Below are 24,439 nucleotides of genomic sequence, written 5' to 3'. Positions count from 1 at the left end.
ATGGAACGCATCTACATTGGCATGGGCAGCAACCTGGCTGACCCTGCCGAACAACTGCGCAGCGCACTCGATGCGCTGTCGCGTTTGCCGCAGACCACCCTGGCCGGCGTCTCCGCGTTTTATCAGAGCGACTCACTGCTACCCGGCCAACCGCGCTACACCAATGCGGTGGCCGCCCTCGACAGCTCACTGGCGCCACTGGCGCTGCTGGACGCGTTGCAAACAATCGAAAACGGCCAGGGCCGCGAACGTCTCGAACGCTGGGGACCGCGCACGCTGGACCTCGACATTCTGCTGTTCGGCGATCGCCTGATCGACGAACCACGCCTCAAGGTGCCCCACTACCACATGCAGGAGCGCGCCTTCGTCCTGTATCCGTTGGCCGAACTGGCGCCGGCAGACCTGCGCCTGCCGGATGGCCGCACATTGGCCGACATGCTCGCCGCCTGCCCGTTCGTCGGACTCGAACGCCTCCCGCACGCCCCCCTGTAGGAGCGAGTTTGCTTTAGATTGCGACAGGCCAGTTAGCTCAGCAGTGACTGACACTCCGAAATCGCGAGCAAGCTCGCTCCTACAGGGGGAGTCTTGTGTTGCCAGTGCTGAAACGCATCAGTCCCCTTCGGTAACACCCCTGTCGTAACAATGCGGTAACACACGTAATTGACTTCCCGAGTTCTCCTCACGACTATAGGCGTCCCGCTGCCGTCAACTCGGCAGTAAAGGGCGCAATCCAGGCCTTAAAAGCACGACAACAGAGCGTGCGCCTGTATTTAACGAAGAATCACGCGCGTTACTCGCAGTAGTTTCCACAGCGCCTGAATGAGGAACTTTTGATGCCAGCCATCACCCTGACCACGCTGCAAGGTCTCAAGCAAAAAGGTGAAAAAATCACCATGCTGACCTGCTATGACGCCACCTTCGCACACGCCTGCAACGAGGCTGGCGTCGAAGTGCTGTTGGTGGGCGACTCCCTCGGCATGGTTCTACAAGGTCATGACAGTACTTTGCCGGTGACCACTGCCGAAATGGCTTACCACGTCGCGGCCGTCAAACGTGGAAACACCGACGCTTTGATCCTCGCCGACCTGCCATTCATGGCTTACGCCACCCTCGAACAAACCATGATCAACAGCGCCACGCTGATGCAGGCGGGTGCGCACATGGTCAAGGTCGAAGGGGCACTGTGGCTGGCGGAATCGATCCGCCTGCTGGCCGAGCGTGGCATTCCGGTCTGTGCACACTTGGGGCTGACTCCGCAGGCGGTGAACCTCCTCGGCGGTTACAAAGTCCAGGGCCGCAGCGAGAATCAGGCGCGGCAGATGCGGGCCGATGCCATTGCCCTGGAGCAGGCCGGCGCCGCCATGCTGTTGCTGGAGTGCGTGCCAAGCGAATTGGCTCAGGAAATCACTCAGGCAGTGAGCATTCCGGTGATCGGCATCGGCGCGGGTAACGGCACCGATGGCCAGGTACTGGTGCTGCACGACATGCTGGGCCTGTCGATCACTGGCCGCGTGCCGAAGTTCGTGAAGAACTTCATGGCCGGCCAGACCAGCATTGCGGCGGCGCTCGGCGCTTATGTATCCGAGGTCAAGGCAACGACTTTCCCCGGCACCGAACACGGATTCTCTGCATGAACACCGTAAAAACCCTACGTGAACTGCGGGCAGCCGTAGCTCGCGCCCGCAGTGAAGGCAAGCGCATTGCCCTGGTGCCGACCATGGGCAACCTGCACAGCGGTCACATGGCGCTGATTGCCAAGGCCTCGCAACGGGCAGATTTCGTGGTCGCGAGCATTTTCGTCAACCCACTGCAATTCGGCGCGGGCGAAGACCTCGACAAGTACCCGCGCACACTGGCGGCGGACCAGGAAAAACTCCTCGAAGCCGGTTGCCACCTGTTGTTCGCCCCCGCCGTTGAAGAGATGTACCCCGAGGGCATGGCCGGTCAAACCCGCGTCAGCGTCCCGCAACTGTCCGAAGGCCTGTGCGGTGCGAGTCGTCCTGGCCATTTCGAAGGCGTGGCGACGGTGGTCAGCAAGTTGTTTAACATGGTTCAGCCGGACCTGGCCGTGTTCGGCCAGAAAGACTTCCAGCAACTCGCTGTCATTCGCGCGCTGGTGCATGACTTGAACATGCCGATCCAGATCATCGGCGAGCCGACAGTCCGCGCCGACGATGGCTTGGCGCTGTCGTCGCGCAATGGTTTTCTCAATGAAGAACAGCGCGCGGTTGCCCCGATTGTGTACCGCACGCTCTCCTCGATGGCCGAGGCCATCAAACAGGGCGAACGGGATTATCCTGCGTTGATCGCGGCGCAACAGCAGCAGCTCGAGGCCGCTGGCCTGCGCACCGATTACCTGGAAATCCGTCATGCACTGACCTTGCGCCCGGCAACGGCGCAGGACCGCGACCTGGTGATTCTGGTGGCGGCATTCCTGGGCACCACGCGCCTGATCGATAATCTGCACCTGGATCTCGACGCTTCCTGAAAAATGTGGGGCGGGCTTGCTCGCGAAAGCGGTGTGTCAGACACATAAATGCTGGCTGACACACCGCTTTCGCGAGCAAGCCCGCTCCCACACAGGAACCCATCGCCCCCTCGACCTGGGAAACACTCATGCACACCATCATGCTCAAGGCCAAGCTGCATCGCGCCGAAGTCACTCATGCTGTACTCGATTACGAAGGTTCCTGCGCCATTGACGGCGAGTGGCTGGACCTGTCCGGCATCCGAGAATACGAACAGATCCAGATCTACAACGTCGACAACGGCGAGCGCTTCACCACTTACGCGATTCGTGGCGAAGAAGGATCGCGCATCATTTCAGTCAACGGCGCCGCAGCCCACAAGGCCAAGGTCGGCGACCGCGTGATCATCTGCGCCTATGCGCAGTACAGCGAAGCCGAGCTCGCCCACTTCAAGCCGCGCATGCTCTATATGGCCCCAGGCAATGAGCTGAGCCACACCAGCAACGCCATCCCCGTCCAGGTCGCCTGAGCCAATTCCCCCGTTTGTCGGACCGTTCCCTATCCCATGTACAAAAAAGTACCGGGAACGGGTCAGACAAAGTCAAGACAGATCGCAGCGCGAGGTTTACTGTAGTCGCCCTGTGCCATGAAATCGTGTCGACGCAGTTTGACCGGGCGCCCACCCATGGCGCTCCGGGACTTTTAGTGTTCAAAAGGCCGTTCAAGTAAAAAGGAAACCCGCAGCGATGGCGTATTACCGTACTCCTCAAGACGTGACCGCACTGCCCGCTTGGCAGGCGCTGAAAGAACACCGCCAAGCCATGCAGGATTTCAGCATGCGCGAGGCCTTTAATGCCGATCCGCAGCGCTTTACTCAATTCACCCTCAGCAGCTGCGGCCTGTTTCTCGACTACTCGAAGAACCTGATCAACGCCCAGACGCGTGACCTCCTGGTCGGCCTGGCCAAGGAAGTCGACCTGCAAGGCGCGATCAAGGCGCTGTTCGAAGGCGAGATCGTCAACTCGTCCGAAGGCCGCCCGGCCCTGCACACCGCGCTGCGCCGCCCGGTCGGCGACAAGCTGTCGGTCAACGGCGTCAACGTCATGCCGGAAGTCCACAAGGTGCTGAACCAGATCACCGACCTCGTCGGCCGTATCCACGACGGGTTGTGGCGCGGTTACACGGAAAAGCCGATCACCGACGTGGTCAACATCGGCATCGGCGGGTCCTTCCTCGGCCCGGAGCTGGTATCCGAAGCGCTGCTTTCCTACGCGCAAAAAGGGGTGCGCTGCCACTACCTGGCGAACATCGACGGCAGCGAGTTCCATGAGCTGACCATGAAGCTGCGCGCCGAAACCACGCTGTTCATCGTCTCGTCGAAATCCTTCAACACGCTCGAAACGCTGAAAAATGCCCAGGCCGCTCGTGCCTGGTACTTGGCGCAGGGTGGTTCGGAAGCCGAGCTGTACCGTCACTTCATCGCCGTTTCCAGCAACAACGCGGCGGCGGTCGCCTTTGGTATTCGTGAAGAAAACATCTTCCCGATGTGGGACTGGGTCGGCGGGCGTTACTCGCTGTGGTCGGCCATCGGCTTGCCGATCGCCCTGGCCATCGGCATGTCGAACTTCAAGGAGCTGCTGTCCGGTGCCTACACCATGGACCAGCATTTCCAAAGCGCGCCGTTCGAACAGAACATGCCAGTGCTGCTGGCCCTGCTCGGCGTCTGGTACGGTAATTTCTGGGGTGCGCAAAGCCACGCGATCCTGCCGTACGATCACTACCTGCGTAACATCACCAAGCACTTGCAACAGCTGGACATGGAATCCAACGGCAAGAGCGTGCGCCAGGACGGGACCTCGGTGTCCACCGATACCGGTCCGGTGATCTGGGGCGGCGTCGGCTGCAACGGCCAGCACGCGTATCACCAGTTGCTGCACCAGGGCACTCAACTGATCCCGGCCGACTTCATTGTGCCGATCGTCAGCTTCAACCCAGTGTCCGATCACCACCAGTGGCTGTACGCCAACTGCCTGTCGCAAAGCCAGGCGTTGATGCTCGGCAAGACCCGCGCCGAGGCCGAGACCGAACTGCGCGACAAGGGCATGGCCGAAGCCGATGTACAGAGACTCGCGCCGCACAAGGTGATCCCGGGCAACCGTCCGAGCAACACTCTGGTGGTCGAACGCATCAGCCCGCGTCGTCTCGGCGCTCTGGTGGCGATGTACGAACACAAGGTCTTCGTGCAAAGCGTGGTCTGGGGCATCAATGCCTTCGATCAGTGGGGCGTGGAGCTGGGCAAGGAACTGGGCAAGGGCGTCTACAACCGCCTGGTCGGCAGCGAAGAAACCGCGGCCGAGGATGCGTCTACCCAGGGCCTGATCAACTACTTCCGCGGTCGTCACCGCGGCTGATCCTTAGCCCCACTGCTATGCCCCCTGTGGGAGTGGGCTTGCCCGCGATAGCGGTGTGTCATTCAGCGTCTATGTTGACTGACACACTGCAATCGCGAGCAAGCCCGCTCCCACAGTCGTTTTCCCTGGTTGTTTTGCTGTGAGTCCGGAATTCGGGCAACCCGGTTGAACCCTTCCCCATCTCGGTCCATCTTTACTCTTGTCGCAAAACAAGAATAAGGAACCGTCATGTTCGATATCAGCACGTTCCCCAAAGCCGATGCCGTCCGCCAGGCTGCACAGTTGAGTCAAGACGACTACAAGCGCCTTTACCGCCAATCGGTCGAACACCCCAGCGACTTCTGGGCCGAGCAAGCCCGGCACTTTCTGGACTGGAGCAAACCCTGGGACACCGTCCAGCGCTACAACCTGAAAACCGGTGAAGCCAGCTGGTTTGCCGGTGGCCAGTTGAACGTCAGCTACAACTGCATCGACCGCCACCTGGCAGAACGCGGCAATCAGGTCGCCATTGCCTGGGAAGGCGACGACCCGGCCGAATCCGCGCAAATCACCTACAAAAAACTCCACCATCACGTGTGCCGCCTCGCCAATGTGCTCAAAAGCCGAGGCGTCAAGAAAGGTGACCGCGTGTGCATCTACATGCCGATGATTCCCGAAGCGGCCTACGCGATGCTCGCCTGCACGCGCATTGGCGCGGTGCATTCGGTGGTGTTTGGCGGGTTTTCTCCCGACTCGGTGCGTGACCGGATTCTCGACGCCGACTGCCGCACCGTGATCACCGCCGATGAAGGCGTGCGCGGCGGCAAGTTCGTTTCACTCAAGGAAAAAGTCGACAAAGCCCTGCTCAGTTGCCCGAATGTCAGCACGGTGATCGTGGTGGAGCGCACCCAGGGCCAGGTGAACTGGGTAGAGGGCCGCGACCTGTGGTATCACCAGGCGCTGCGCGACGTCAGTGATGATTGCGCGCCGGAGCCGATGGATGCCGAAGATCCGCTGTTCATCCTCTACACCTCCGGCAGCACCGGCAAACCCAAAGGCGTGCTGCACACCACCGGCGGTTACCTGCTGCAAGCCGCCATGACCTTCAAGTACGTACTCGACTACCGCGACAAGGAAGTCTTCTGGTGCACCGCCGACGTTGGCTGGGTCACCGGTCACAGTTACATCGTCTACGGTCCACTGGCCAATGGCGCGACCACGCTGATCTTCGAAGGCGTCCCGAGCTACCCGACCAGCTCGCGCTTCTGGCAGGTCATCGACAAACACAAGGTGAACATTTTCTACACGGCTCCGACCGCCCTGCGCTCGCTGATGCGCGAAGGGGCCGAACCGTTGAAGGAAACTTCGCGGGCAAGCCTCAGACTGCTCGGCAGCGTCGGCGAGCCGATCAACCCGGAAGCGTGGGAGTGGTACTTCAATGCTGTCGGCGAACAGCGTTGCCCCATCGTCGATACCTGGTGGCAGACCGAAACCGGCGGCATCATGCTCAGCCCCCTGGTCAGCGCACAACGGATCAAACCCGGCTGCGCCACCCAACCGATGTTCGGCGTGCAACCGGTGTTGCTGGATGAAACCGGTAAGGAGATCAAAGGAGCCGGTAGCGGCGTGCTGGCGATCAAATCCAGTTGGCCGGCGCAGATCCGTAGCGTGTACGGCGACCCGCAGCGAATGGTCGACACCTACTTCAAGCCCTACCCCGGTTACTACTTCACCGGCGACGGTGCACGCCGCGATGAGGACGGCGACTACTGGATCACAGGACGTATCGACGACGTCATCAACGTGTCTGGCCACCGCATCGGCACCGCCGAAGTCGAAAGCGCCCTGGTGCTGCACGACAGCATTGCCGAGGCCGCCGTGGTCGGTTACCCCCACGATGTCAAAGGCCAGGGTATCTATGCGTTCGTTACCCCCATGAACGGTATCCAGCCCAGCGACGAGCTGAAAAGAGAGCTGCTGGCCCACGTCAGCGAGGAAATCGGCAGCTTCGCCAAGCCAGACCTGATCCAGTGGGCGCCGGCTTTGCCGAAAACCCGTTCGGGCAAGATCATGCGACGGATACTGCGCAAGATCGCCTGCAATGAACTGGACAGCCTGGGAGATACGTCGACGCTGGCGGACCCGAGCGTGGTGCAGGATCTGGTCGATAAGCGGCTAAACCAGTAAAAGCACCGCGAGCAAGCTCGCTCCTACAGGGAATCTGCGCACGCCCCCTGTAGGAGCGAGCTTGGCGAAACGTCGCACCGTCGCGATCGCTTCACCTCGGTCTGACGTCAAACTGCTAAACTTCCGCGCCCCATTCCTCCAGCAAGGCGCCCAGCATGTCTTCCTTGAACCAGGCGCTGCGCGCCGCCCTTGATCATCGCCAGGACCTGCTGGCCGAACTGCATCAGCAGGGCACCGACTGCTATCGCCTGTTCCACGGCAGCCAGGAAGGCGCCGGTGGCCTGACCATCGACCGCTACGGTCCGCAATTGCTGGTGCAGAGCTTTCACCAGACGCTGGAACGTGAAGACCTGCTGCACATCCACGCCGTCATCAATCAACATCTGGGGCTCGACACCTTGCTGGTCTACAACGACCGTTCGCGGGGCAATTCGCGGATTGATCGCGAGGACACGGTCTACAAGGCCGATGACGCCGCCCTGCAAGACCTGGTGGGTCATGAATGGGGTCTGAACTATCGGGTACGCGGCCGCCACGCCGGCCAGGACCCGCTGCTGTTTCTCGACCTGCGTAACGCCCGTGGCTGGGTCAAGGACCATAGTCGAAACAAAAGCGTGCTGAACCTGTTCGCCTACACCTGCGGCGTCGGCCTGAGCGCAGCGGCTGGCGGGGCGCGCGAGGTGTGCAACCTGGACTTCGCCGAGGGCAACCTGGCCGTCGGCCGGGAAAACGGCCTGCTCAACCCGGATCTGCCGACCATGCAATTTATCCAGTCCGATTATTTCCCGGCTATCCGCCAACTGGCCGGGCTGCCCGTCAGCCAGCGTCGCGGACAAAAGCTGCCGAGCTACCCACGCCTGGAACAACGCCAATACGACCTCGTATTGCTGGATCCACCGGCCTGGGCCAAGAGTGCATTCGGCACCGTCGACCTGCTGCGCGACTACCAGAGCCTGCTTAAACCTGCCCTGCTGACCACCGCAGAGGATGGCGTGCTGATCTGCTGCAACAACCTGGCAAAAGTCAGCATGGATGACTGGCGCGAACAGGTCTTGCGTTGTGCCGAGAAGGCCGGGCGTCCGGTACGCGAATGGACAGAGATGAAGCCGGCAAGGGATTTTCCGTCGATGGACCAACAGCCCCCTCTGAAAACCCTGATCCTGCAGCTCTGAAACACGTCAGACAAATCTGAAAGTGGTGTGCAGCTCATTTGCTTCGGAACCGCAAACGCGTGCCATACTCCAAGGCACTCCGATTCAGACAGATGAAGCTGCACATGCACAAAGGATTGATTCGCGCCGTCGGCGCCTTGTTGACTGCCCTGGCCCTCTACAGCCTGCTGGGGTTTCTGATTCTGCCGGGCATAGCCTTGCGTGTAGCCAATCAACAATTGGCCAATTATGCGACGACACCCGCCACGCTGCAGCGAATCGAACTCAATCCCTTCAGCCTTGAAGTGACGCTGTGGGGCCTGACCATTGGCGAGCCGGGCAAGGAACAGGTCGGCTTCGAGCGCTTGTACGCCAACCTGCAGCTCGACAGCCTGTGGACCAAGGCGCTACACCTGGCCGACATCGAACTGGACAAACCCAAGACGGAGATTCTTTTTGACAAGGACGGCAAGCTCAACTTGCTGGGCCTGTTCAAGTTGCCGGCGAGTGAGCCAACGCCAGCCAATCCCGACGCCAAGCCCTTTCCATTGCGCATCGAGCGCATCAACCTGGCCGGTGGCGCCGTGCACTTTCTGGACGAACGCCCCAGCGAGCCTATCGAATTCGTCTACGACAAACTGGACTTCGAGCTGAAAAACCTCAGCACCCTGCCCGAAGACAGCGCCGACATGACTCTGGTGGCTGTCGGGCCCAACGGCGGACAGATCGACTGGTCCGGTAACTTCAGCCTGATCCCGATTGCCTCCGAGGGCACGCTGAAAATTACTGACGGCAAGATGAAAGCCTTTTGGCCCTACGTGCGCGACGCCGTGCCGCTGGTGCTCGAAGACGGCGTTGTCAGCCTGAGCACCGACTACAAACTCAATCTGGCCAAGCAAACCGAACTGCTGCTCAGCAACGTCGCGGTCAGTGTGGCGCCGTTTGCCATCAAGGCCCCGGATGGCCGGCAACTGGCAAAACTCGAGCGACTGGATGTCACCGACACCACCGTGGACCTGGCCAGGCAACAAGTGGTGGTCGGCAAGATCCGCAGTCAGAAGCTCGAAACCTGGGCCGCCCTGGAAGCCGATGGCCAACTCGACTGGCAAAAACTGTTCGCCAGCCAACCGTCCAAAGCTGCCGTCAAGGCCAAGGCCGAACCCGCTGACACACCGGCGGCGGCCGACTCGCCGAAGGCGCCGCAAACGCCCGGCAAGCCGTGGCAAGTGTTGTTGAAGGACGTGCAGTTGCGCGACTACCAGGTGCATCTGGCTGATCGAAAGGCGCAACCCGCTGTCGAGCTGGATTTGAAACCGCTGAACCTGGACCTGCAGAACTTCGACAGCCTCAATGGTTCGCCCTTTACCCTCAAGCTCGACGCCGGCGTCGGCAAGCAAGGCAAAGTCAACGCTGAGGGCGAGGTCAACCTGGCGCCGGTGAGCGCCAGACTGAAGGTGCAAACCAAAGACATCGACCTGCGTGTTGCGCAGTCCTACATCAATCCGTTCATCCGCCTCGAACTGCGCAGCGGCATGCTCGGCAGCGATCTGGCGGTCGACCTGAAGAGCACCGAGCCGCTGGCACTCAGCGTCACCGGACGGGCGCAGATCGATCAGTTGCACACCCTCGATACCCTGAAAACCCGCGACTTCCTCAAGTGGCAGCAGGTGGTGGTCGAAGGCTTGAACTACCAGCATGGCGACAGCGTGTCGATCGACCGCATCAACCTGTTCCAGCCCTATGTGCGTTTCATGATCAACGACGACCGTACCACTAACGTCGATGACCTGCTGATTCCACAACCGGCCGATTCCGGCGGCAAAACCGCAGCGGCCAAACCGGCGAGCAAAGACAAACCGCTGGGCATCCACATCGGTGGCATTGCGATCAACGACGGCTCGGCCAACTTCGCCGACTTCAGCCTGACGCCGAATTTCGCCACTGCGGTTCAACAGCTCAACGGCCAGATCGGCACCATCGACAGCCGTCAGGCGAAACCGGCGACCGTAGACGTCAAGGGCAAGGTCGACCGCTACGCCCCGGTGACCATCAAGGGCGCGGTCAATCCGTTTGACCCGATGGCGAGCCTCGACATCGCCACCAGCTTCAAACGCGTAGAACTGACCACGCTGACGCCCTACTCCGGCAAGTTCGCCGGCTACCGCATCCGCAAGGGTCGGCTCAACCTCGACCTGCATTACCTGATCACCAAAGGCCAATTGAAGGCAGAAAACAAAGTGGTGGTCGAGCAGTTGCAGCTCGGTGAAAAGGTCGACAGCCCCGATGCGGTCAGCCTGCCATTGAAGCTGGCGATTGCCTTGCTCAAGGACGTCGACGGCAAGATTTCCATCGAACTGCCGGTGACCGGCGACCTGAACAATCCACAATTCAGCGTCATGCCAATTGTCTGGCAGACCCTGCGCAACCTGATCGTCAAGGCCGCCGCCGCACCGTTCAAGATGATCGGCGGGCTGATCAGTGGCGGTGGTTCCGAGGATCTGGGCACGGTGTCGTTCGCGCCGGGTTCCAGCGACCTGAGCAAGGATGCGGAGGGTTCACTGGTCAAACTGTCCCAGGCCCTGAAGGAACGTCCGGCGCTGCGCCTGGAGATCGAGGGCACGGCGGCCGCCAGCAGCGATGGCCCGCTGATTGCCGAGCAGCGCCTGGAACGCGAATACCAATACAACTACTACAAAATGCTCCAGCGTCGCGGCGACAAGGTGCCGGCGCAGGCGTCGCTGCTGCAAGTCCCGGAGGGCGAGAAAGGCCCGCTGCTCGAAGGCATCTACCGTACCCGCCTGAAAACCCAGCCACCGGCTGAATGGGCCGACCTTGGCAAGGAGGAGCGCACGGCGAAAATGCGCGCCGACGTCATCAAGTTCTGGAGCTCCAGCGACGTGCTGTTGCGCCAGTTGGGCCAGGACCGCGCCAGCAGCATCAAGGACTACCTGGTCGACAAGGGCCAACTGGCAGATGATCGTGTGTACTTCATCGACGCCAGCCTCGGCGAGGCTGAAAGTGACGGTCGGGTAGTGACACCGATGCACCTGGACGCCGAATGAGGGTCCGGGAGGTTCTGTTCGGCCTGACACTGGCATTGGGTACAACCCACGCCTGGGCTGCCGATACCCTGCGTTGCGGCAGCCAGTTGATCAGCGTCGGGGATCGGTCCAGCGAGGTGCTGCAAAAGTGCGGCGAGCCCGTCAGCCGCGATCTTTTGGGTTACAAGCGCAGCGCCAACCGGCGCGAAGAATTCCAGGTCGAGGAATGGACCTACGGGCCCAATGGCGGGATGTATCAGTACCTGCGGTTCGAGGGTAACCGGCTGAGGCAGATCACCAGCAAGCGTGGGAACTGATTGCGCTGAGTACTCGGCTTGACTCACTCATTTGTGGAGCTTGTCGAATCGTCGCACCGCCGCGATAGCGTCGTATCAGGCGCCATCCATGTGGCTGACACACCGTCATCGCGAGCAAGCCCACTCCCACAGTTTTGTTTTTGTGTAGCCAGACAGAACAAGCCCCCTACCCGCCTTTGTGCCCCCCAAAATAGAACAGGCCCCGAGCACGAATGCCCGAGGCCTGTAATGGCCACATCCTTATGGCCGTCGCATGAACTCCAAAGTGGCGGCAGACGTATGACTCGGCCCGTCTACCGCACCTTCTCCCGGTCCAGGCGAGAAGTCTTGCCTTACTCGGCTTTCAGGCCGTCAGCGGAGACCGCTTTGACGCCTTTGATTTTCTTGGCGATGGCCACGGCGGTGGCTTTCTGCGATTCAGTCACAGCAGTAGTGGACGACAGGGAAACCACGCCTTTGTTGGTTTCTACCTTGATGTCAGTACCAGGAATGCCTTTCTCGGTAACCAGGTCAGCTTTGACTTTGGTGGTGATCCAGGTATCGGAAGTGGCTTCCTTGGCTTCGGTAACTTCACCAGCGGCCAGCATCATTGGGGCCTGGGTAGCCTGAGCAGCGAAAGCGGCGTTGGCCATGGTCAGGGTCAGCGCGGTAGCAGCAGCGGAAGCGATTACGAACTTCTTCATACGAGTAACTCCTGTTTTTCTGGAAAATCTGCTGGATGTCTTGTCAGCAGGTTACCCAGTACATTGCGAACGCTGTGCCAGTTTTGAAACAAGAATAAAACCTATATATATCAATCACTTATAAATTTAGTAGATTTTCGAAATCATGCAATTTGCATGACTTGTCATTTATCGACTTGCAAGTTGCCGGTTTTCGCGTGGGCCTAAGGCCATGAATTTGCGAAGGTTTTGCAATTACGCAGGGGGCGCGGTGGAATTGAGCCTATACGGCAAAAAAAACCCGCCTCAGAAGGCGGGTTTCGGTCAGCAGACAGGGATCAATCATGTGCCTGTAGGGCAGCCCGCTGGAGCGTAATCGGCCGTTGCGCTGGTTTTGCACGACCATCCGCTGGTCGCATCACGAGTGAGCGTGATCGTCGCGTTGGCGACAACCGTCGGCGCCCCCTTGAGCGTGCAGACAATCCCGTTGCTTGGCGCTGCCAGGACACTGATAGTGCAGTGCTGCGACGTGGTACTGGCACCGATATCAGTGGTAGACGGCGCCGCCGTGCCCGAATTGAGCTTGTCTTCATAAGCCACTTTCAACGCCGAAATCTCCGCCAACCCCGCCGTCACCTTCGCCCGCGCCTGGTATTTGGAGTACGCCGGAATCGCGAACGTCGCCAGGATCCCGATGATCGCCACAACGATCAGCAGCTCGATAAGGGTAAAACCTTTTTGATTATTCATAGACAGGCTCCATGCATGAGTCGGAATCTCATGATCTGAATGGCCTTCAGCACAGCCCGTGCCAGATCTTTCAACCCCTGCAATGAAGGCCCCCCGCCCAAAACTCGCGATGGGCGCCCCCCGGAATCCGCACTAACTGACACTTTTTGTCACTTCAAAACCACTGGTTTGGCTCGACCGGTTGACTAGGCTATAAGTCATGAATTGTTCGCGTCCGGTACTCCCATGAATGACATCGCTCTAAGCGGCCTGGCCAAGCAATTGGTCCTCGCCGAACTGCTCACTGACAAAAGCGCGCAACAGGCCTATCAACAGGCGCAACGCCAAAAAATCTCGCTGGTCAGCTATCTGGTGCAGAACAAACTGGTCAAGAGCCGCCAGGTGGCCGAGATCGCTTCGGAGCACTTCGGGATGGCCCTGCTCGATCTTCATCGGCTCGACAAGGATTCCCAGCCCAAAGATCTGGTCAGCGAAAAACTGGTGCGCCTGCATCACGTGCTGCCTCTGTGGCGACGTGGCAACAAACTGTTCGTCGGGGTGTCCGACCCGACCAATCATCAGGCCATCAACGATATCCAGTTCAGCACCGGACTCACCACCGAAGCCATCCTGGTCGAGGAAGACAAACTCAGCGACGCCATCGACAAATTCTTCGACAACCACGCCACCGGTCTGGAGGAGATGGCTGACGTCGATCTTGATGGCGTGGACATCGAAGCAATCGACGAACGACAGGACGGCATCGCCGGTCAGGATGCCGACGACGCGCCGGTGGTGCGCTTCGTTCACAAGATGTTGCTCGACGCCATCCGCGGCGGCTCCTCCGACCTGCACTTCGAACCCTACGAAAAAACCTACCGCGTACGGGTGCGCACCGACGGCATGCTGCGCGAAGTGGCCAAGCCGCCGATCCAGTTGGCCAGCCGCATCGCTGCGCGCCTGAAGGTCATGGCCAGTCTCGACATCTCCGAACGGCGCAAGCCCCAGGATGGTCGCATCAAAATGCGCCTTTCCAAGAGCAAGTCCATCGATTTTCGGGTCAACACCCTGCCGACCCTGTGGGGTGAAAAGGTGGTGATCCGGATTCTCGATCCGTCCAGCGCGCAGATGGGCATCGACGCCCTGGGCTATGAGCAGGATCAGAAAGAACTGTACATGGAGGCCCTGAAACAACCGCAGGGGATGATTCTGGTAACCGGGCCCACCGGGTCGGGCAAGACCGTATCCCTTTACACCGGGCTGAACATTCTCAACACCGTGGACATCAACATCTCCACCGCCGAAGACCCGGTGGAAATCAACATGGAAGGGATCAACCAGGTCAACGTCAATGCCAAACAGGGGCTGGGGTTTCCCCAGGCCTTACGCTCTTTCCTGCGGCAGGACCCCGACGTGATCATGGTCGGCGAGATCCGCGACCTGGAAACCGCCGAAATCGCCATCAAGGCCGCCCAGACCGGTCACCTGGTGCTCTCGACCCTGCACACCAACAGCGCGGCCGAAACCCTGACCCGTCTGCACAACATGGGCATCCATGGGTTCAATATCGCCACCTCGGTGAGCCTGATCATCGCCCAGCGCCTGGCGCGCAAGTTGTGCAGCCACTGCAAGAAGCCCCTGGATGTTCCCCGCGAGGCGTTGCTCACGGAGGGCTTCCCCGAGGAACGCATCGGCCAGTTCACGATCTATGAACCGGTCGGTTGCGAGCATTGCAACGCAGGCTACAAGGGACGCGTGGGGATTTATGAGGTGGTGAAGAACACGCCAGCGCTGCAACGATTGATCATGGCCGACGGCAACGCGCTGGAAATTGATATCCAGATGCGCAAGGACGGGTTCAACGACCTGCGCACTTCGGGCCTGATCAAGGCCATGCAGGGCATTACCAGCCTTGAAGAAATCAATCGGGTGACCAAGGACTGATCATGGCGGCCAAGGCAGCAAAAATCAGCGTATATGCCTGGGAAGGCACCGATCGCAAAGGCACGAAAATGTCCGGCGAGCTCAGTGGCCAGAACCCGGCACTGGTCAAGGCTCAACTGCGCAAGCAAGGCATCAACCCCGGCAAGGTGCGCAAGAAGTCTGCCTCGATTCTCAGCTTCGGCAAGCGAATCAAGGCCCAGGACATCGCCCTGTTTACGCGGCAGATGGCGACCATGATGAAAGCCGGCGTGCCGCTGTTGCAGTCGTTCGACATCATCGGCGAAGGCTTCGATAACCCGGCCATGCGCAAGCTGGTGGACGAGGTGAAACAGGAGGTGGCAGCGGGTAACAGCTTCGCCGCCGCCCTGCGCAAGAAGCCGGAGTATTTCGACGAACTCTACTGCAACCTGGTAGACGCCGGTGAACAGGCTGGTGCGTTGGACACCCTGCTTGAGCGGGTCGCCACCTACAAGGAAAAGAGTGAAAGCCTCAAGGCCAAGATCAAGAAAGCCATGACCTACCCGACAGCGGTGGTGGTCGTCGCGATCATCGTCACCGGGATTCTGCTGGTCAAGGTGGTGCCGCAGTTCGAGTCGGTGTTCCAGAATTTTGGTGCTGAGCTGCCGGCGTTCACGGTCATGATCATCGGCCTTTCAAAGGTTTTGCAGGAATGGTGGTGGGTTGTCCTGGGCTTGATGATGGCGACCATCTTCGGCGTGCGTCGAGCGCTGAAAACATCCCAACGCTTTCGCGACACGATGGACACTTGGCTGCTGAAACTGCCATTGATTGGCACTTTGCTGTACAAATCCGCCGTGGCCCGTTTTGCCCGTACGCTGTCGACCACCTTCGCCGCCGGTGTGCCCCTGGTCGAAGCGCTGGATTCGGTGGCCGGCGCGACCGGCAATGTCGTATTCAAGCGTGCGGTGCAGCGGATCAAGCAGGATGTATCGACGGGAATGCAGCTGAATTTTTCCATGCGCACCTCCGGCATTTTTCCCAACATGGCCATTCAGATGACCGCCATTGGCGAAGAGTCCGGCGCCCTTGACGACATGCTCGACAAAGTCGCGAGTTTCTATGAGGCCGAAGTCGACAACATGGTCGATAACCTCACCAGCCTGATGGAACCGTTCATCATGGTGGTCCTGGGTGTTATCGTCGGCGGTTTGGTGGTGGCGATGTACCTGCCCATTTTCCAACTCGGCGCTGCGATCTGACATGCTCTGGAATGAAATTCTCACGATTTACCCGCTGGCATTCGTGGTCATGGCGCTGGTACTGGGCCTGCTGGTTGGCAGTTTTCTCAATGTGGTGGTCTGGCGCCTGCCGAAAATGCTCGCCCGTGAATGGCGATTGCAGGCCCAAGAGATCCTCGGTTTGCCGGATGAAACGCCCCTGCCCACCTACAACCTGCTGCTGCCCCACTCCCAGTGCCCGCGATGCGGGCACCGCATCCGGGCCTGGGAAAACATACCGCTGCTCAGTTATCTGCTCTTGCGCGGACGTTGCTCGCATTGTGCAACGCCGATCGGCAAGCGCTACCCCCTGACCGAACTGGCTTGTGGCCTGCTCTGGGCCTTCGTCGCCTGGCATTTCGGCTTCGGCTGGCAGGCGCTGCTGGTCATGGTGTTGAGCTGGGGTCTGCTGGCCATGAGCTTGATCGACGCCGAGCACCAACTGCTGCCGGACGCACTGGTGCTGCCGCTGCTGTGGCTGGGGCTGATCGTCAACAGCTTCGAGCTGTTCGTGCCGTTGCACGAGGCATTGTGGGGCGCGATCGCTGGCTACACGGCCCTGTGGACGGTGTTCTGGGTGTTCAAGCTGATCACCGGCAAGGACGGCATCGGTCACGGCGATTTCAAGCTGCTGGCCATGCTGGGCGCCTGGGGCGGCTGGCAGATTTTGCCGCTGACGATACTGTTGTCGTCGCTGGTGGGCGCGGTGGTGGGCGTGATCGTGCTCAACCTGCGCAACGCAAAAACATCAACGCCACTGCCCTTCGGACCCTATCTGGCAATTGCCGGCTGGATTGCCTTGCTCTGGGGTGGTCAAATAACCGACTTCTATTGGCAGTTTGTCGGTTTGAAATGAATACCCCTGTGGAAAAACCCTGGATTCTCGGCCTGACCGGCGGCATCGGCAGCGGCAAAAGCGCGGCGGCGCAGCACTTCATCGACCTCGGTGTTCACGTGGTCGATGCTGATCACGCGGCGCGCTGGGTCGTGGAACCGGGTCGTCCGGCGCTGGCGAAAATTGCCGAACATTTCGGTCCCGGCGTACTGCATGCCAACGGACAGCTCGATCGCACGGCGTTGCGCAAGCTGATTTTCGAAGACCCCAACCAGCGCCTGTGGCTTGAAGCGCTGCTACACCCACTGATCGCCGAGGAAATTGCCGAACACCTGGGCAAGGCACAATCGCCTTACGCGATTCTGGTATCGCCCTTGCTGATCGAGTCCGGGCAGTACGCCATGACCCAGCGCGTGCTGGTCATCGATGCGCCCGAACAGCTGCAGATCGAACGCACCCTGCAACGTGACCAGACCAGCGAGCAACAGGTCCAGGCGATCCTCAAGGCGCAATCCAGCCGTCAGGATCGCGTGAGCCATGCCGACGACGTGGTGGTCAACGACCGCGACCTCGCCTGGCTGCACAGCGAGGTCGAGCGCCTGCATCATTTTTACTTAACATTGCGTGGAGGCCAGTCATGAGCCAGACCCCAACCGTCAATTGCCCGACCTGCGGCGCTCCCGTCGAATGGGCACCCGATAGCCAATTCCGGCCGTTCTGCTCGGACCGCTGCAAATTGATCGATCTCGGTGCCTGGGCGTCGGAAGAACACAAGATCCCGGTCGGCCCCGACGCTGAGGACGATCTGTTCAGCGAAGACTTCGAACCCCGTCACTAAGGCCGAAGGTCAGGGCCGCATGAAACCGTAGTCCTGACCGTCATCGAGGTTCTCGGCGAGAAACTGCAACTCGTCCGCCAGGTCCTCGACACTGCGCACCGCCTTGCTCTGCTGAACAACCGCACTGAGCATGGCGCGCAGGCTCAATCCCGGATCAAACCCAACTTCCTGCGCTGCATCCAGACTGTGGCGCAGTTCCTGCCTTGCCCATTCGTAGACACTCATTTCGATGCTCCTGAAGGTTTTGCGCGAGCATGGATTCGTCCGGTTTTTTTGCCTTTGATGTGGATCAAGATTTGGGATCGTCATCCTTCCAGGGCGCCGAAAGGTAGCGAGTGCGGTTGAAGGTCTCCAGCCACTCGGGGCAAAACACCACCAGTGCGCTGATCACCATGCCGTTGATGAACGCCTCGGGAAAAATGATCAACCACAGGTAGCCGACAAAATCTTCGAGCCAGTAGGGCATGGCAAACACGGCGTCAAACCACAGTAACCACAGTGCCAGCAGCAGACATAGCAACGCCGACAGCGCAGCGGCGAAGAAACCGGAAACGAAGATGTACACGAAGAGATTACGCGGCTGCGCCCGTTCCACCAGAAGCGCGCAGCATTCAGTGACCAGCACCGGTAGCACGATCAACAGGGCGCCGTTGACGCCAACGGCAGCGAGGTCCTGTCGTCCGAGCAACACCAGGCCAAGTTGCGCGACCAACCCGCCGACGATCGCCAAAGGCCAATCCAGCAGCAGGGTCACGGCCGTCATGCCGAGGAAATGGTAGGACACACCCGTATCGAAATCGCGCCGCACCAGCCACAGCATGAACAGCGCGAACACGGTGCCAAACAGCAGGTGTTGGCGGCGACGGTCGCTGAACAACTCGACCCAGGGCGCGCGCCAGATGGCCCAGAGAATCACCGGCAGGTAAATCAGCCAGCCAGTCGTCAGGCTTTCGGGTGACAGCAACGGCGCGCCTATCATCGGCCGGCCTTCTCCAGGGCCTCACGCAATTGCTCCGCCGTGGCAAATTCCTGTTGGCCCACCAGTCGCCCCTTTTCGAGCGTCAACCACAGCACCTTATCCACCGCACCGGGATAGCGCGGAGCCACTCGACCGTCCCGGTCAAGCATGATCCGATAGTCATAGCTGCGCATGGCGGGCACCGCGAACATTTTCGCAATCAGTCGGGGCATGCGCTCGATGTCCGCGACAAACACCACGTGGCGCGCTTCCAGGTACCCTTTGGGCTGTCCTTGCAGCGCGGCGTCGACCACCTTGGCCCCATCCATGCTCCGGGCCACCAGCAACGTCTGCGCCTGATCGTCGAGGCTGTAGGCGTGATCGAACTGGTCAAGCAACGTCCAGGGCGCCAACCGGTCGCCGACTTCCAACGCATGGGCCCACAGGGGCAAGAGGCTGAGCAGCAACAACGGCCAACATTTCACGTCTGATCCCTCGTTTGATCGCTTGCGCGCAATGGCCATCAGTCTACACCGCAGGCTCCAACTGCCCAGTGATGTCCTTTGCGGTCAAACGCTTTCAGCTTGTCGCAATTGAACGCTAAGCTTGGGCCTATGGATGACTCAGATTACCTTCGCCTGCTGACCATCGCGGCCGAGCAAGCCAACGCGTTCCTGTCCAATGCCCGCAAATGGGAGCGTGAGCGTTGGGTCTGCCAGCGCCTGCTGCAAGGCTTGAACATCCCCTACCGCGTCGATGAGTTCGCCCCGGCTGGCGAGCCACCGGACGTGCTGTTTCGCGACGCCAACTTCGAAGTGTTTTTCGTGCTCGACGAAGGAAGACGCCTCAACGATGAATGGCGAGACGAGTTGCAACGCCGGCGCACGGCGTTTTCCTTGAGTTCCCTGGTGCGCCGCGAGGCCAAGCCCCGGCGCATTCCGGCCAATGAGTACCTGCAGAGGCTGGCGCCGACGCTGCGCAAGAAAGCCCACAACTACAAGGAACGCGGCATGGACCTGGGCGAACTGGACATCATCGCCTTCACCAGCCTCAAGCGCGAAGTGCTCGACCTCAATAGCCACTTCCCCCCGCCTACCGAGTACCTGCGCCAGGGCTGGCGCTCGCTGTCGCTGGTGGGCCCCACGTTTGCCCGCGTCCTGTTTGCCCATCCGGACGCGCCGGACTTTCTACGCAGCAACCTGGGACGCAGCATCGTGTTCGATGTCGGTATCAGTCTGTGAGCCCCTTGCAGGATTTACTCGCCCATGTGCCCCAGCAGGGCTGCGTTCGCTGGATCGGCGTGCGGCCAGAGCGCCACGCGCCGATGATCGAACTCGACGCGGTAGAGGCACGCCTGGAAGCCGGCCTGACGGGTGATCGCGCCCGCCCGGGTATCCGCAATGCGCGCCAGGTGACATTGATCCAGTCGGAACACCTGGCTGTGATCAGTGCGCTGATGGGCCGTGCGCACGATCAGCCGGTATTGCCTCAGGATTTGCGCCGCAACATCGTCGTCAGTGGCATCAACCTGTTCAGCCTCAAGGGCCGGCGCTTCAGGATCGGCCAGGCGATTTTCGAAACCACCGGCTGGTGCCAGCCATGCGCACGCCTGCAGGACAACCTCGGCCCAGGCACCTTCCAGGCGGTTCGGGGGCATGGCGGAATCACCGCCCGGGTGTTACAAAGTGGAATCATTCGCCTGGACGATGCGGTCACGGTCGAGCCGATACCGGCAAGCGGCTATGCTCCCTTCAATGCGGGCTGAAGTATTGCACCGCAACCGGCATGTAGCTTCTACACATTCAGCAACGTCTACCCCCTGACGAGGCCAATATGACCAGCCGCCTGAACCCTGACGACCAAAAGCATGTCGAAGAGTATCTGCAGTTGTCCCAGCACCAAGTCGAGCGCCGGCCTTTTCGGCCCTGGATGCTCCTGGTGATGGTGTTGGCCGTGACCATCAGCCTGGGCCTGTTGAGCCGCTTTATCAGTTACCTGACGCTATGAGCTGCCTGGCGCTCGCTCGGGTAACCGCACCCGTTTCCTTTAGCCTTGCGAGTTATCCCCATGTCCCATCGTATTGTGATTGTCGGCGGCGGCGCCGGCGGCCTGGAGTTGGCTACCCGTCTGGGTAAGACTCTGGGCAAGCGCGGCACGGCCAGCGTGATGCTGGTCGACGCGAACCTGACCCACATTTGGAAACCGTTGCTGCATGAAGTGGCCGCCGGTTCCCTGAATTCCTCCGAAGATGAACTCAATTATGTAGCCCAGGCAAAATGGAACCACTTCGAGTTCCAGCTGGGGCGCATGAGCGGGCTTGATCGCACGCAGAAAAAAATCCAGCTGGCGGCCACCTACGACGAAGCCGGGCTGGAGCTGGTGCCGGCGCGTGAAGTGCCTTATGACACGCTGGTGATTGCCGTCGGCAGCACCACCAACGATTTTGGCACCCAGGGCGCGGCGCAGCATTGCCTGTTCCTCGATACCCGCAAGCAGGCCGAACGCTTCCACCAGCAACTGCTCAACCATTACCTGCGCGCGCATGCCGGGCAAACCGATGCAGTGCAGCAGATCAGCGTCGCCATCGTCGGCGCCGGTGCCACGGGCGTGGAACTGGCGGCCGAGCTGCATAACGCCGCTCATGAGCTGGCGGCGTACGGCCTGGACCGGATCAAGCCGGAAAACATGCACATCACCCTGATCGAGGCCGGCCCACGAGTGCTGCCAGCGCTGCCGGAACGGATCGGGGGGCCTGTGCACAAGACCCTGGAGAAACTCGGCGTCAACGTCATGACCAATGCCGCCGTCAGTGAGGTGACCGCCGACAGCCTGATCACCGCCGACGGCAATGTGATCAACGCCGGGCTGAAGGTCTGGGCCGCCGGCATTCGTGCGCCGGGTTTCCTCAAGGACATTGATGGCCTGGAAACCAATCGCATCAATCAACTGCAGGTGCTCCCGACCCTGCAGACCACCCGTGACGAAAACATCTTCGCCTTCGGCGACTGCGCGGCCTGCCCTCAGCCGGGTACCGACCGCAATGTCCCGCCGCGTGCCCAGGCGGCGCATCAGCAAGCGTCGTTGTTAGCCAAATCCCTGAAGCTGCGCATCGAAGGTAAATCGCTGCCTGTGTATAAGTACACCGACTACGGCTCGCTGATTTCGCTGTCGCGTTTCTCCGCTGTGGGTAACTTGATGGGCAACCTCACCGGCAGTGTGATGCTCGAGGGCTGGTTGGCGCGGATGTTCTACGTGTCGCTGTACCGCATGCATCAAATGGCGCTGTATGGCGCGTTCCGAACAGCGATGTTGATGCTGGGCAGCAAGATCGGCCGCGGGACGGAGCCGCGCCTGAAGCTGCACTGATTTACACCCTATCCCTGTGGGAGCGAGCAGGCTCGCTCCCACAGTTTTTTCAGTACCAGGCACAGTGTTTCTCAGTGTATCTGCCCCCACCCTTTCGCCCCTTCGCTTACAAACTCCCCCCTTGCGCGACACAGTAGCGATACACCCCGCCTTTTAAATGACCACATCCGAGCAAGGCACCCCGCCCGCTCAGGTGTAGGAGAATTTAAATGACCCGTACCACTAAAAACACTATCGGTCTGCTCGGCGCTGTCTTGGCTGGCGGCATGATGTTGTCAGGCACCACGTTCGCTTCGCAGCCCTTGAGCCAGGGTTATCTTCTGGCGTCGGCCGACCAGGTGGTGAAAACCCCTGAAGGCAAATGTGGCGAAGGCAAGTGCGGCGATGCTTCGATGGCAAAAACCGACACCGACGGCGACGGCAAGGTTTCGCGCGCTGAATTCCAGAAAGTCGCACCAAACTCCAACTTCGACAAAATCGACACCAACCACGACGGTTTCATCGATGAGCAAGAGGCGTACGACAACGTCAAAGCCAACTTCGAAGCCAACGGCAAGAAAATGCCAAAAGGCCTGTTCGAACATTTGAAAGACCGCGACGGCGCCTGAGCCTGAAAACGAAAAAGCCGCGCTTTCTCCCCAGAAAGCGCGGCTTTTTTGTTTACGATTTACACCCGGAAGCGCTGGACCATGCCCTGCAAGGTGTTGGCCAATTTTGACAGCTCGTGGCTGGAGGTGCTGGTCTGATCGGCGCCTGTGGCAGAACGCACCGACAGGTCGCGGATGTTCACCAGGTTACGGTCCACTTCCCGTGCCACTTGTGCCTGCTCTTCGGCGGCGCTGGCGATCACCAGGTTACGCTCGTGGATCTCGTGCACCGACGATGTGATAGCGACCAACGCGTCACCCGCCCGTTCTGCCAGTTCCAGGGTGCTGGCGGCGCGCGAGGCACTGGCGTTCATCGATTCCAGCGCCAGGCTCGAACCGCTGCGCATGCCCTGGACCATTTGTTCGATTTCCAGGGTCGATTGCTGGGTACGATGCGCCAGGGCACGTACTTCATCGGCGACCACAGCAAATCCACGCCCGCTCTCCCCAGCTCGCGCCGCTTCAATGGCCGCGTTGAGCGCCAGCAGATTGGTTTGCTCGGCGATGGCCCGAATGACTTCCAGTACCTTGCCAATGTCTTGGGACTGGTTAGCCAGCGATTGCACCAATTCGCCGGTGTGTTGCACTTCACTGGCCAGGGCACTGATGGCGTTTGCCGTTTCGCTGACCCGTTCCTGCCCCAAATGCGCCGATTCACTCGACTGACGGGTCGCATCAGAGGTCGACACTGCATTGCGCGCCACCTCTTCCACCGCCGTGGTCATTTCATTGACCGCCGTGGCCGCCTGCTCGATCTCGTTGTTCTGCGCTTGCAGACCCTGTGTGCTGTCGAGGGTGACGGCGTTCAGTTCATCCGCCGCCGCGGCCAGTTGCGTGGCCGAACCGCTGATGGCTTGCAGGGTTTCGCGCAGGTTTTGCTGCATGGTTGCCAGGGCCTTGAGCAAGCGACTGACTTCATCGTTGCCATGCGTTGCAATCGGCTGGGTCAGGTCACCCTGGGCGACGCTTTCAGCGGCGCCCAGGGCTTCGCTCAATGGACGCACGATGCTGCGGGTCAACAACATGGCCAGCGCCACGGTCGCCAGCGCCGCGAGGGCAATGAACAAGCTGACAATGGTTCGCGACGTTTCGTAGTGCGCTGCAGACTTCTCGCTTTCCACGACGACCTGCTTGGCAAACAGTTCCGCCAGGTCATTGAGTTGCTTGCCGGAACCATCGACCACGGTCTTCATGTCGACCAGCAGCAATTTGGTCAACTCGTCACGGCGCCCCTGCTCGGCCAAGGTGAAAGACTGGGCAATGCCGGTGCGATAGGCCGCGAACGTGGTTTTGAACTGGTCATACAAGGCCCGGCCTTCAGGAGTGTCGACCAAATGGTCATAGGCCGCAATTTTCTCGCCCAGCTCTTTGTCGCGTGTGTCCATCTGGCCGCGGTAGACCGGGATGTTCTTGGGGTCCTGGTCCAGCGCCATGCGCAGGGAAATGGTGCGGATACGCAGCATCAATTCGCGAATTTCGTCACCGCCGCGAATGCTCGGCAACCATTGCTTTTCCACTGCCACCTCGCTTTCGCGGATGCTGGACATCTGCCCCAGGGCGAAGATACCGAGTAACGCCACCAGCACGGCGATCAAAGCGAACCCCAGAGCCGCCCGAGGAGCGATATTCAACTGACGAAGCAACATGACGAGCGACCTTTTTTCTTGT

Annotated in this window: 25 protein-coding genes; 19 read left to right on the top strand and 6 right to left on the bottom strand. The window is 60.3% G+C overall.

The window, feature by feature from the left end; all coding sequences use genetic code 11:
* The 9 genes from folK (at nucleotide 1) to AB4O36_RS00805 (ending at nucleotide 11,554) form a co-directional block, all read left to right on the top strand.
* Complete coding sequence (gene folK / locus AB4O36_RS00845; protein WP_460140891.1) at nucleotides 1-492, top strand: 2-amino-4-hydroxy-6-hydroxymethyldihydropteridine diphosphokinase; 492 nt, start codon at nucleotides 1-3, stop codon at nucleotides 490-492.
* Nucleotides 493-833: 341 nt separating this feature from the next.
* Nucleotides 834-1,634, top strand: a complete 801-nt coding sequence (gene panB, locus AB4O36_RS00840) for a 3-methyl-2-oxobutanoate hydroxymethyltransferase (RefSeq protein WP_460140890.1) — start codon at nucleotides 834-836, stop codon at nucleotides 1,632-1,634.
* Complete coding sequence (gene panC / locus AB4O36_RS00835) at nucleotides 1,631-2,488, top strand: pantoate--beta-alanine ligase (protein WP_460140889.1); 858 nt, start codon at nucleotides 1,631-1,633, stop codon at nucleotides 2,486-2,488. The genes panB and panC overlap by 4 nt, the downstream gene beginning before the upstream one ends.
* 128 nt (nucleotides 2,489-2,616) lie before the next feature.
* Nucleotides 2,617-2,997, top strand: coding sequence for an aspartate 1-decarboxylase (gene panD, locus AB4O36_RS00830; protein WP_460120814.1), 381 nt, complete (start codon nucleotides 2,617-2,619; stop codon nucleotides 2,995-2,997).
* A 217-nt stretch (nucleotides 2,998-3,214) separates the two neighbouring features.
* Complete coding sequence (pgi, locus tag AB4O36_RS00825; RefSeq protein ID WP_460140888.1) at nucleotides 3,215-4,879, top strand: glucose-6-phosphate isomerase; 1,665 nt, start codon at nucleotides 3,215-3,217, stop codon at nucleotides 4,877-4,879.
* Nucleotides 4,880-5,107: 228 nt separating this feature from the next.
* Nucleotides 5,108-7,045 (top strand): acetate--CoA ligase, encoded by a 1,938-nt coding sequence (acs, locus tag AB4O36_RS00820; RefSeq protein WP_460120810.1) that lies wholly within the window; start codon nucleotides 5,108-5,110, stop codon nucleotides 7,043-7,045.
* 155 nt (nucleotides 7,046-7,200) lie between these two features.
* On the top strand, nucleotides 7,201-8,217 hold the full coding sequence (locus tag AB4O36_RS00815) for a class I SAM-dependent rRNA methyltransferase (protein ID WP_460120808.1): 1,017 nt from the start codon (nucleotides 7,201-7,203) through the stop codon (nucleotides 8,215-8,217).
* Nucleotides 8,218-8,309: 92 nt separating this feature from the next.
* Nucleotides 8,310-11,258 carry a DUF748 domain-containing protein gene (locus tag AB4O36_RS00810; protein WP_460120806.1) on the top strand — a complete coding sequence of 983 codons (2,949 nt, stop codon included), beginning with the start codon at nucleotides 8,310-8,312 and terminating at the stop codon, nucleotides 11,256-11,258.
* Nucleotides 11,255-11,554 (top strand): DUF2845 domain-containing protein, encoded by a 300-nt coding sequence (locus tag AB4O36_RS00805; protein ID WP_460120804.1) that lies wholly within the window; start codon nucleotides 11,255-11,257, stop codon nucleotides 11,552-11,554. The genes AB4O36_RS00810 and AB4O36_RS00805 overlap by 4 nt, the downstream gene beginning before the upstream one ends.
* A 332-nt stretch (nucleotides 11,555-11,886) precedes the next feature.
* Here AB4O36_RS00805 and AB4O36_RS00800 read toward each other — a convergent pair whose 3' ends face one another.
* Nucleotides 11,887-12,237: a BON domain-containing protein gene (locus tag AB4O36_RS00800; protein WP_460120802.1), complete on the bottom strand. Its 351-nt coding sequence runs from the start codon at nucleotides 12,235-12,237 to the stop codon at nucleotides 11,887-11,889.
* A 321-nt stretch (nucleotides 12,238-12,558) separates the two neighbouring features.
* Complete coding sequence (locus AB4O36_RS00795) at nucleotides 12,559-12,966, bottom strand: pilin (protein ID WP_460120800.1); 408 nt, start codon at nucleotides 12,964-12,966, stop codon at nucleotides 12,559-12,561.
* Between the two features lie 225 nt (nucleotides 12,967-13,191).
* On the opposite strand from AB4O36_RS00795, the gene pilB reads away from it, so the two are divergent.
* Genes pilB through yacG form a run of 5 tightly spaced genes read left to right on the top strand, consistent with a single transcriptional unit; the run spans nucleotide 13,192 to nucleotide 17,800 of the window.
* The gene (gene pilB, locus AB4O36_RS00790) at nucleotides 13,192-14,889 is read left to right on the top strand and encodes a type IV-A pilus assembly ATPase PilB (protein ID WP_460120798.1); all 1,698 of its coding nucleotides are present in this window, start codon (nucleotides 13,192-13,194) and stop codon (nucleotides 14,887-14,889) included.
* Between the two features lie 2 nt (nucleotides 14,890-14,891).
* A complete protein-coding gene (locus AB4O36_RS00785) occupies nucleotides 14,892-16,109 on the top strand; it encodes a type II secretion system F family protein (RefSeq protein ID WP_460120796.1) in 1,218 nt (405 codons plus the stop codon).
* Nucleotide 16,110: 1 nt separating this feature from the next.
* Nucleotides 16,111-16,983: a prepilin peptidase gene (locus AB4O36_RS00780; RefSeq protein ID WP_460120794.1), complete on the top strand. Its 873-nt coding sequence runs from the start codon at nucleotides 16,111-16,113 to the stop codon at nucleotides 16,981-16,983.
* Nucleotides 16,980-17,603 (top strand): dephospho-CoA kinase, encoded by a 624-nt coding sequence (gene coaE / locus AB4O36_RS00775; protein WP_460120792.1) that lies wholly within the window; start codon nucleotides 16,980-16,982, stop codon nucleotides 17,601-17,603. Before AB4O36_RS00780 ends, coaE begins: the two co-directional genes overlap by 4 nt.
* Complete coding sequence (gene yacG, locus AB4O36_RS00770) at nucleotides 17,600-17,800, top strand: DNA gyrase inhibitor YacG (RefSeq protein WP_460120790.1); 201 nt, start codon at nucleotides 17,600-17,602, stop codon at nucleotides 17,798-17,800. The genes coaE and yacG overlap by 4 nt, the downstream gene beginning before the upstream one ends.
* A 9-nt stretch (nucleotides 17,801-17,809) precedes the next feature.
* On the opposite strand, the gene AB4O36_RS00765 is transcribed toward yacG, so the two are convergent.
* The 3 genes from AB4O36_RS00765 to AB4O36_RS00755 form a co-directional block, all read right to left on the bottom strand.
* The gene (locus AB4O36_RS00765; protein ID WP_460120788.1) at nucleotides 17,810-18,025 is read right to left on the bottom strand and encodes a hypothetical protein; all 216 of its coding nucleotides are present in this window, start codon (nucleotides 18,023-18,025) and stop codon (nucleotides 17,810-17,812) included.
* A 64-nt stretch (nucleotides 18,026-18,089) separates the two neighbouring features.
* Complete coding sequence (locus tag AB4O36_RS00760) at nucleotides 18,090-18,779, bottom strand: energy-coupling factor ABC transporter permease (RefSeq protein ID WP_460120787.1); 690 nt, start codon at nucleotides 18,777-18,779, stop codon at nucleotides 18,090-18,092.
* The gene (locus AB4O36_RS00755; protein WP_460140887.1) at nucleotides 18,776-19,243 is read right to left on the bottom strand and encodes an FAD/FMN-containing dehydrogenase; all 468 of its coding nucleotides are present in this window, start codon (nucleotides 19,241-19,243) and stop codon (nucleotides 18,776-18,778) included. The genes AB4O36_RS00760 and AB4O36_RS00755 overlap by 4 nt, the downstream gene beginning before the upstream one ends.
* A 129-nt stretch (nucleotides 19,244-19,372) precedes the next feature.
* On the opposite strand from AB4O36_RS00755, the gene AB4O36_RS00750 reads away from it, so the two are divergent.
* From AB4O36_RS00750 to AB4O36_RS00730, 5 genes are all read left to right on the top strand, one after another.
* Complete coding sequence (locus tag AB4O36_RS00750) at nucleotides 19,373-19,999, top strand: DUF1780 domain-containing protein (protein WP_460120784.1); 627 nt, start codon at nucleotides 19,373-19,375, stop codon at nucleotides 19,997-19,999.
* Nucleotides 19,996-20,523: an MOSC domain-containing protein gene (locus AB4O36_RS00745; protein WP_460120783.1), complete on the top strand. Its 528-nt coding sequence runs from the start codon at nucleotides 19,996-19,998 to the stop codon at nucleotides 20,521-20,523. Before AB4O36_RS00750 ends, AB4O36_RS00745 begins: the two co-directional genes overlap by 4 nt.
* Nucleotides 20,524-20,591: 68 nt before the next feature.
* Complete coding sequence (locus AB4O36_RS00740; RefSeq protein WP_460120781.1) at nucleotides 20,592-20,765, top strand: DUF3094 domain-containing protein; 174 nt, start codon at nucleotides 20,592-20,594, stop codon at nucleotides 20,763-20,765.
* 60 nt (nucleotides 20,766-20,825) lie between these two features.
* Nucleotides 20,826-22,124: an NAD(P)/FAD-dependent oxidoreductase gene (locus AB4O36_RS00735; protein WP_460120779.1), complete on the top strand. Its 1,299-nt coding sequence runs from the start codon at nucleotides 20,826-20,828 to the stop codon at nucleotides 22,122-22,124.
* A gap of 209 nt (nucleotides 22,125-22,333) precedes the next feature.
* The gene (locus AB4O36_RS00730) at nucleotides 22,334-22,732 is read left to right on the top strand and encodes an HvfA family oxazolone/thioamide-modified RiPP metallophore (protein WP_460120777.1); all 399 of its coding nucleotides are present in this window, start codon (nucleotides 22,334-22,336) and stop codon (nucleotides 22,730-22,732) included.
* Between the two features lie 59 nt (nucleotides 22,733-22,791).
* On the opposite strand, the gene AB4O36_RS00725 is transcribed toward AB4O36_RS00730, so the two are convergent.
* Nucleotides 22,792-24,417 carry a methyl-accepting chemotaxis protein gene (locus AB4O36_RS00725; protein WP_460120775.1) on the bottom strand — a complete coding sequence of 542 codons (1,626 nt, stop codon included), beginning with the start codon at nucleotides 24,415-24,417 and terminating at the stop codon, nucleotides 22,792-22,794.
* Nucleotides 24,418-24,439: the final 22 nt, after the last annotated feature.

This window comes from Pseudomonas sp. S2_E01, from assembly GCF_054668365.1.
The sequence above is the reverse complement of the archived record's forward strand: the minus strand, read 5'-3'. Positions and strand labels throughout refer to the sequence as shown.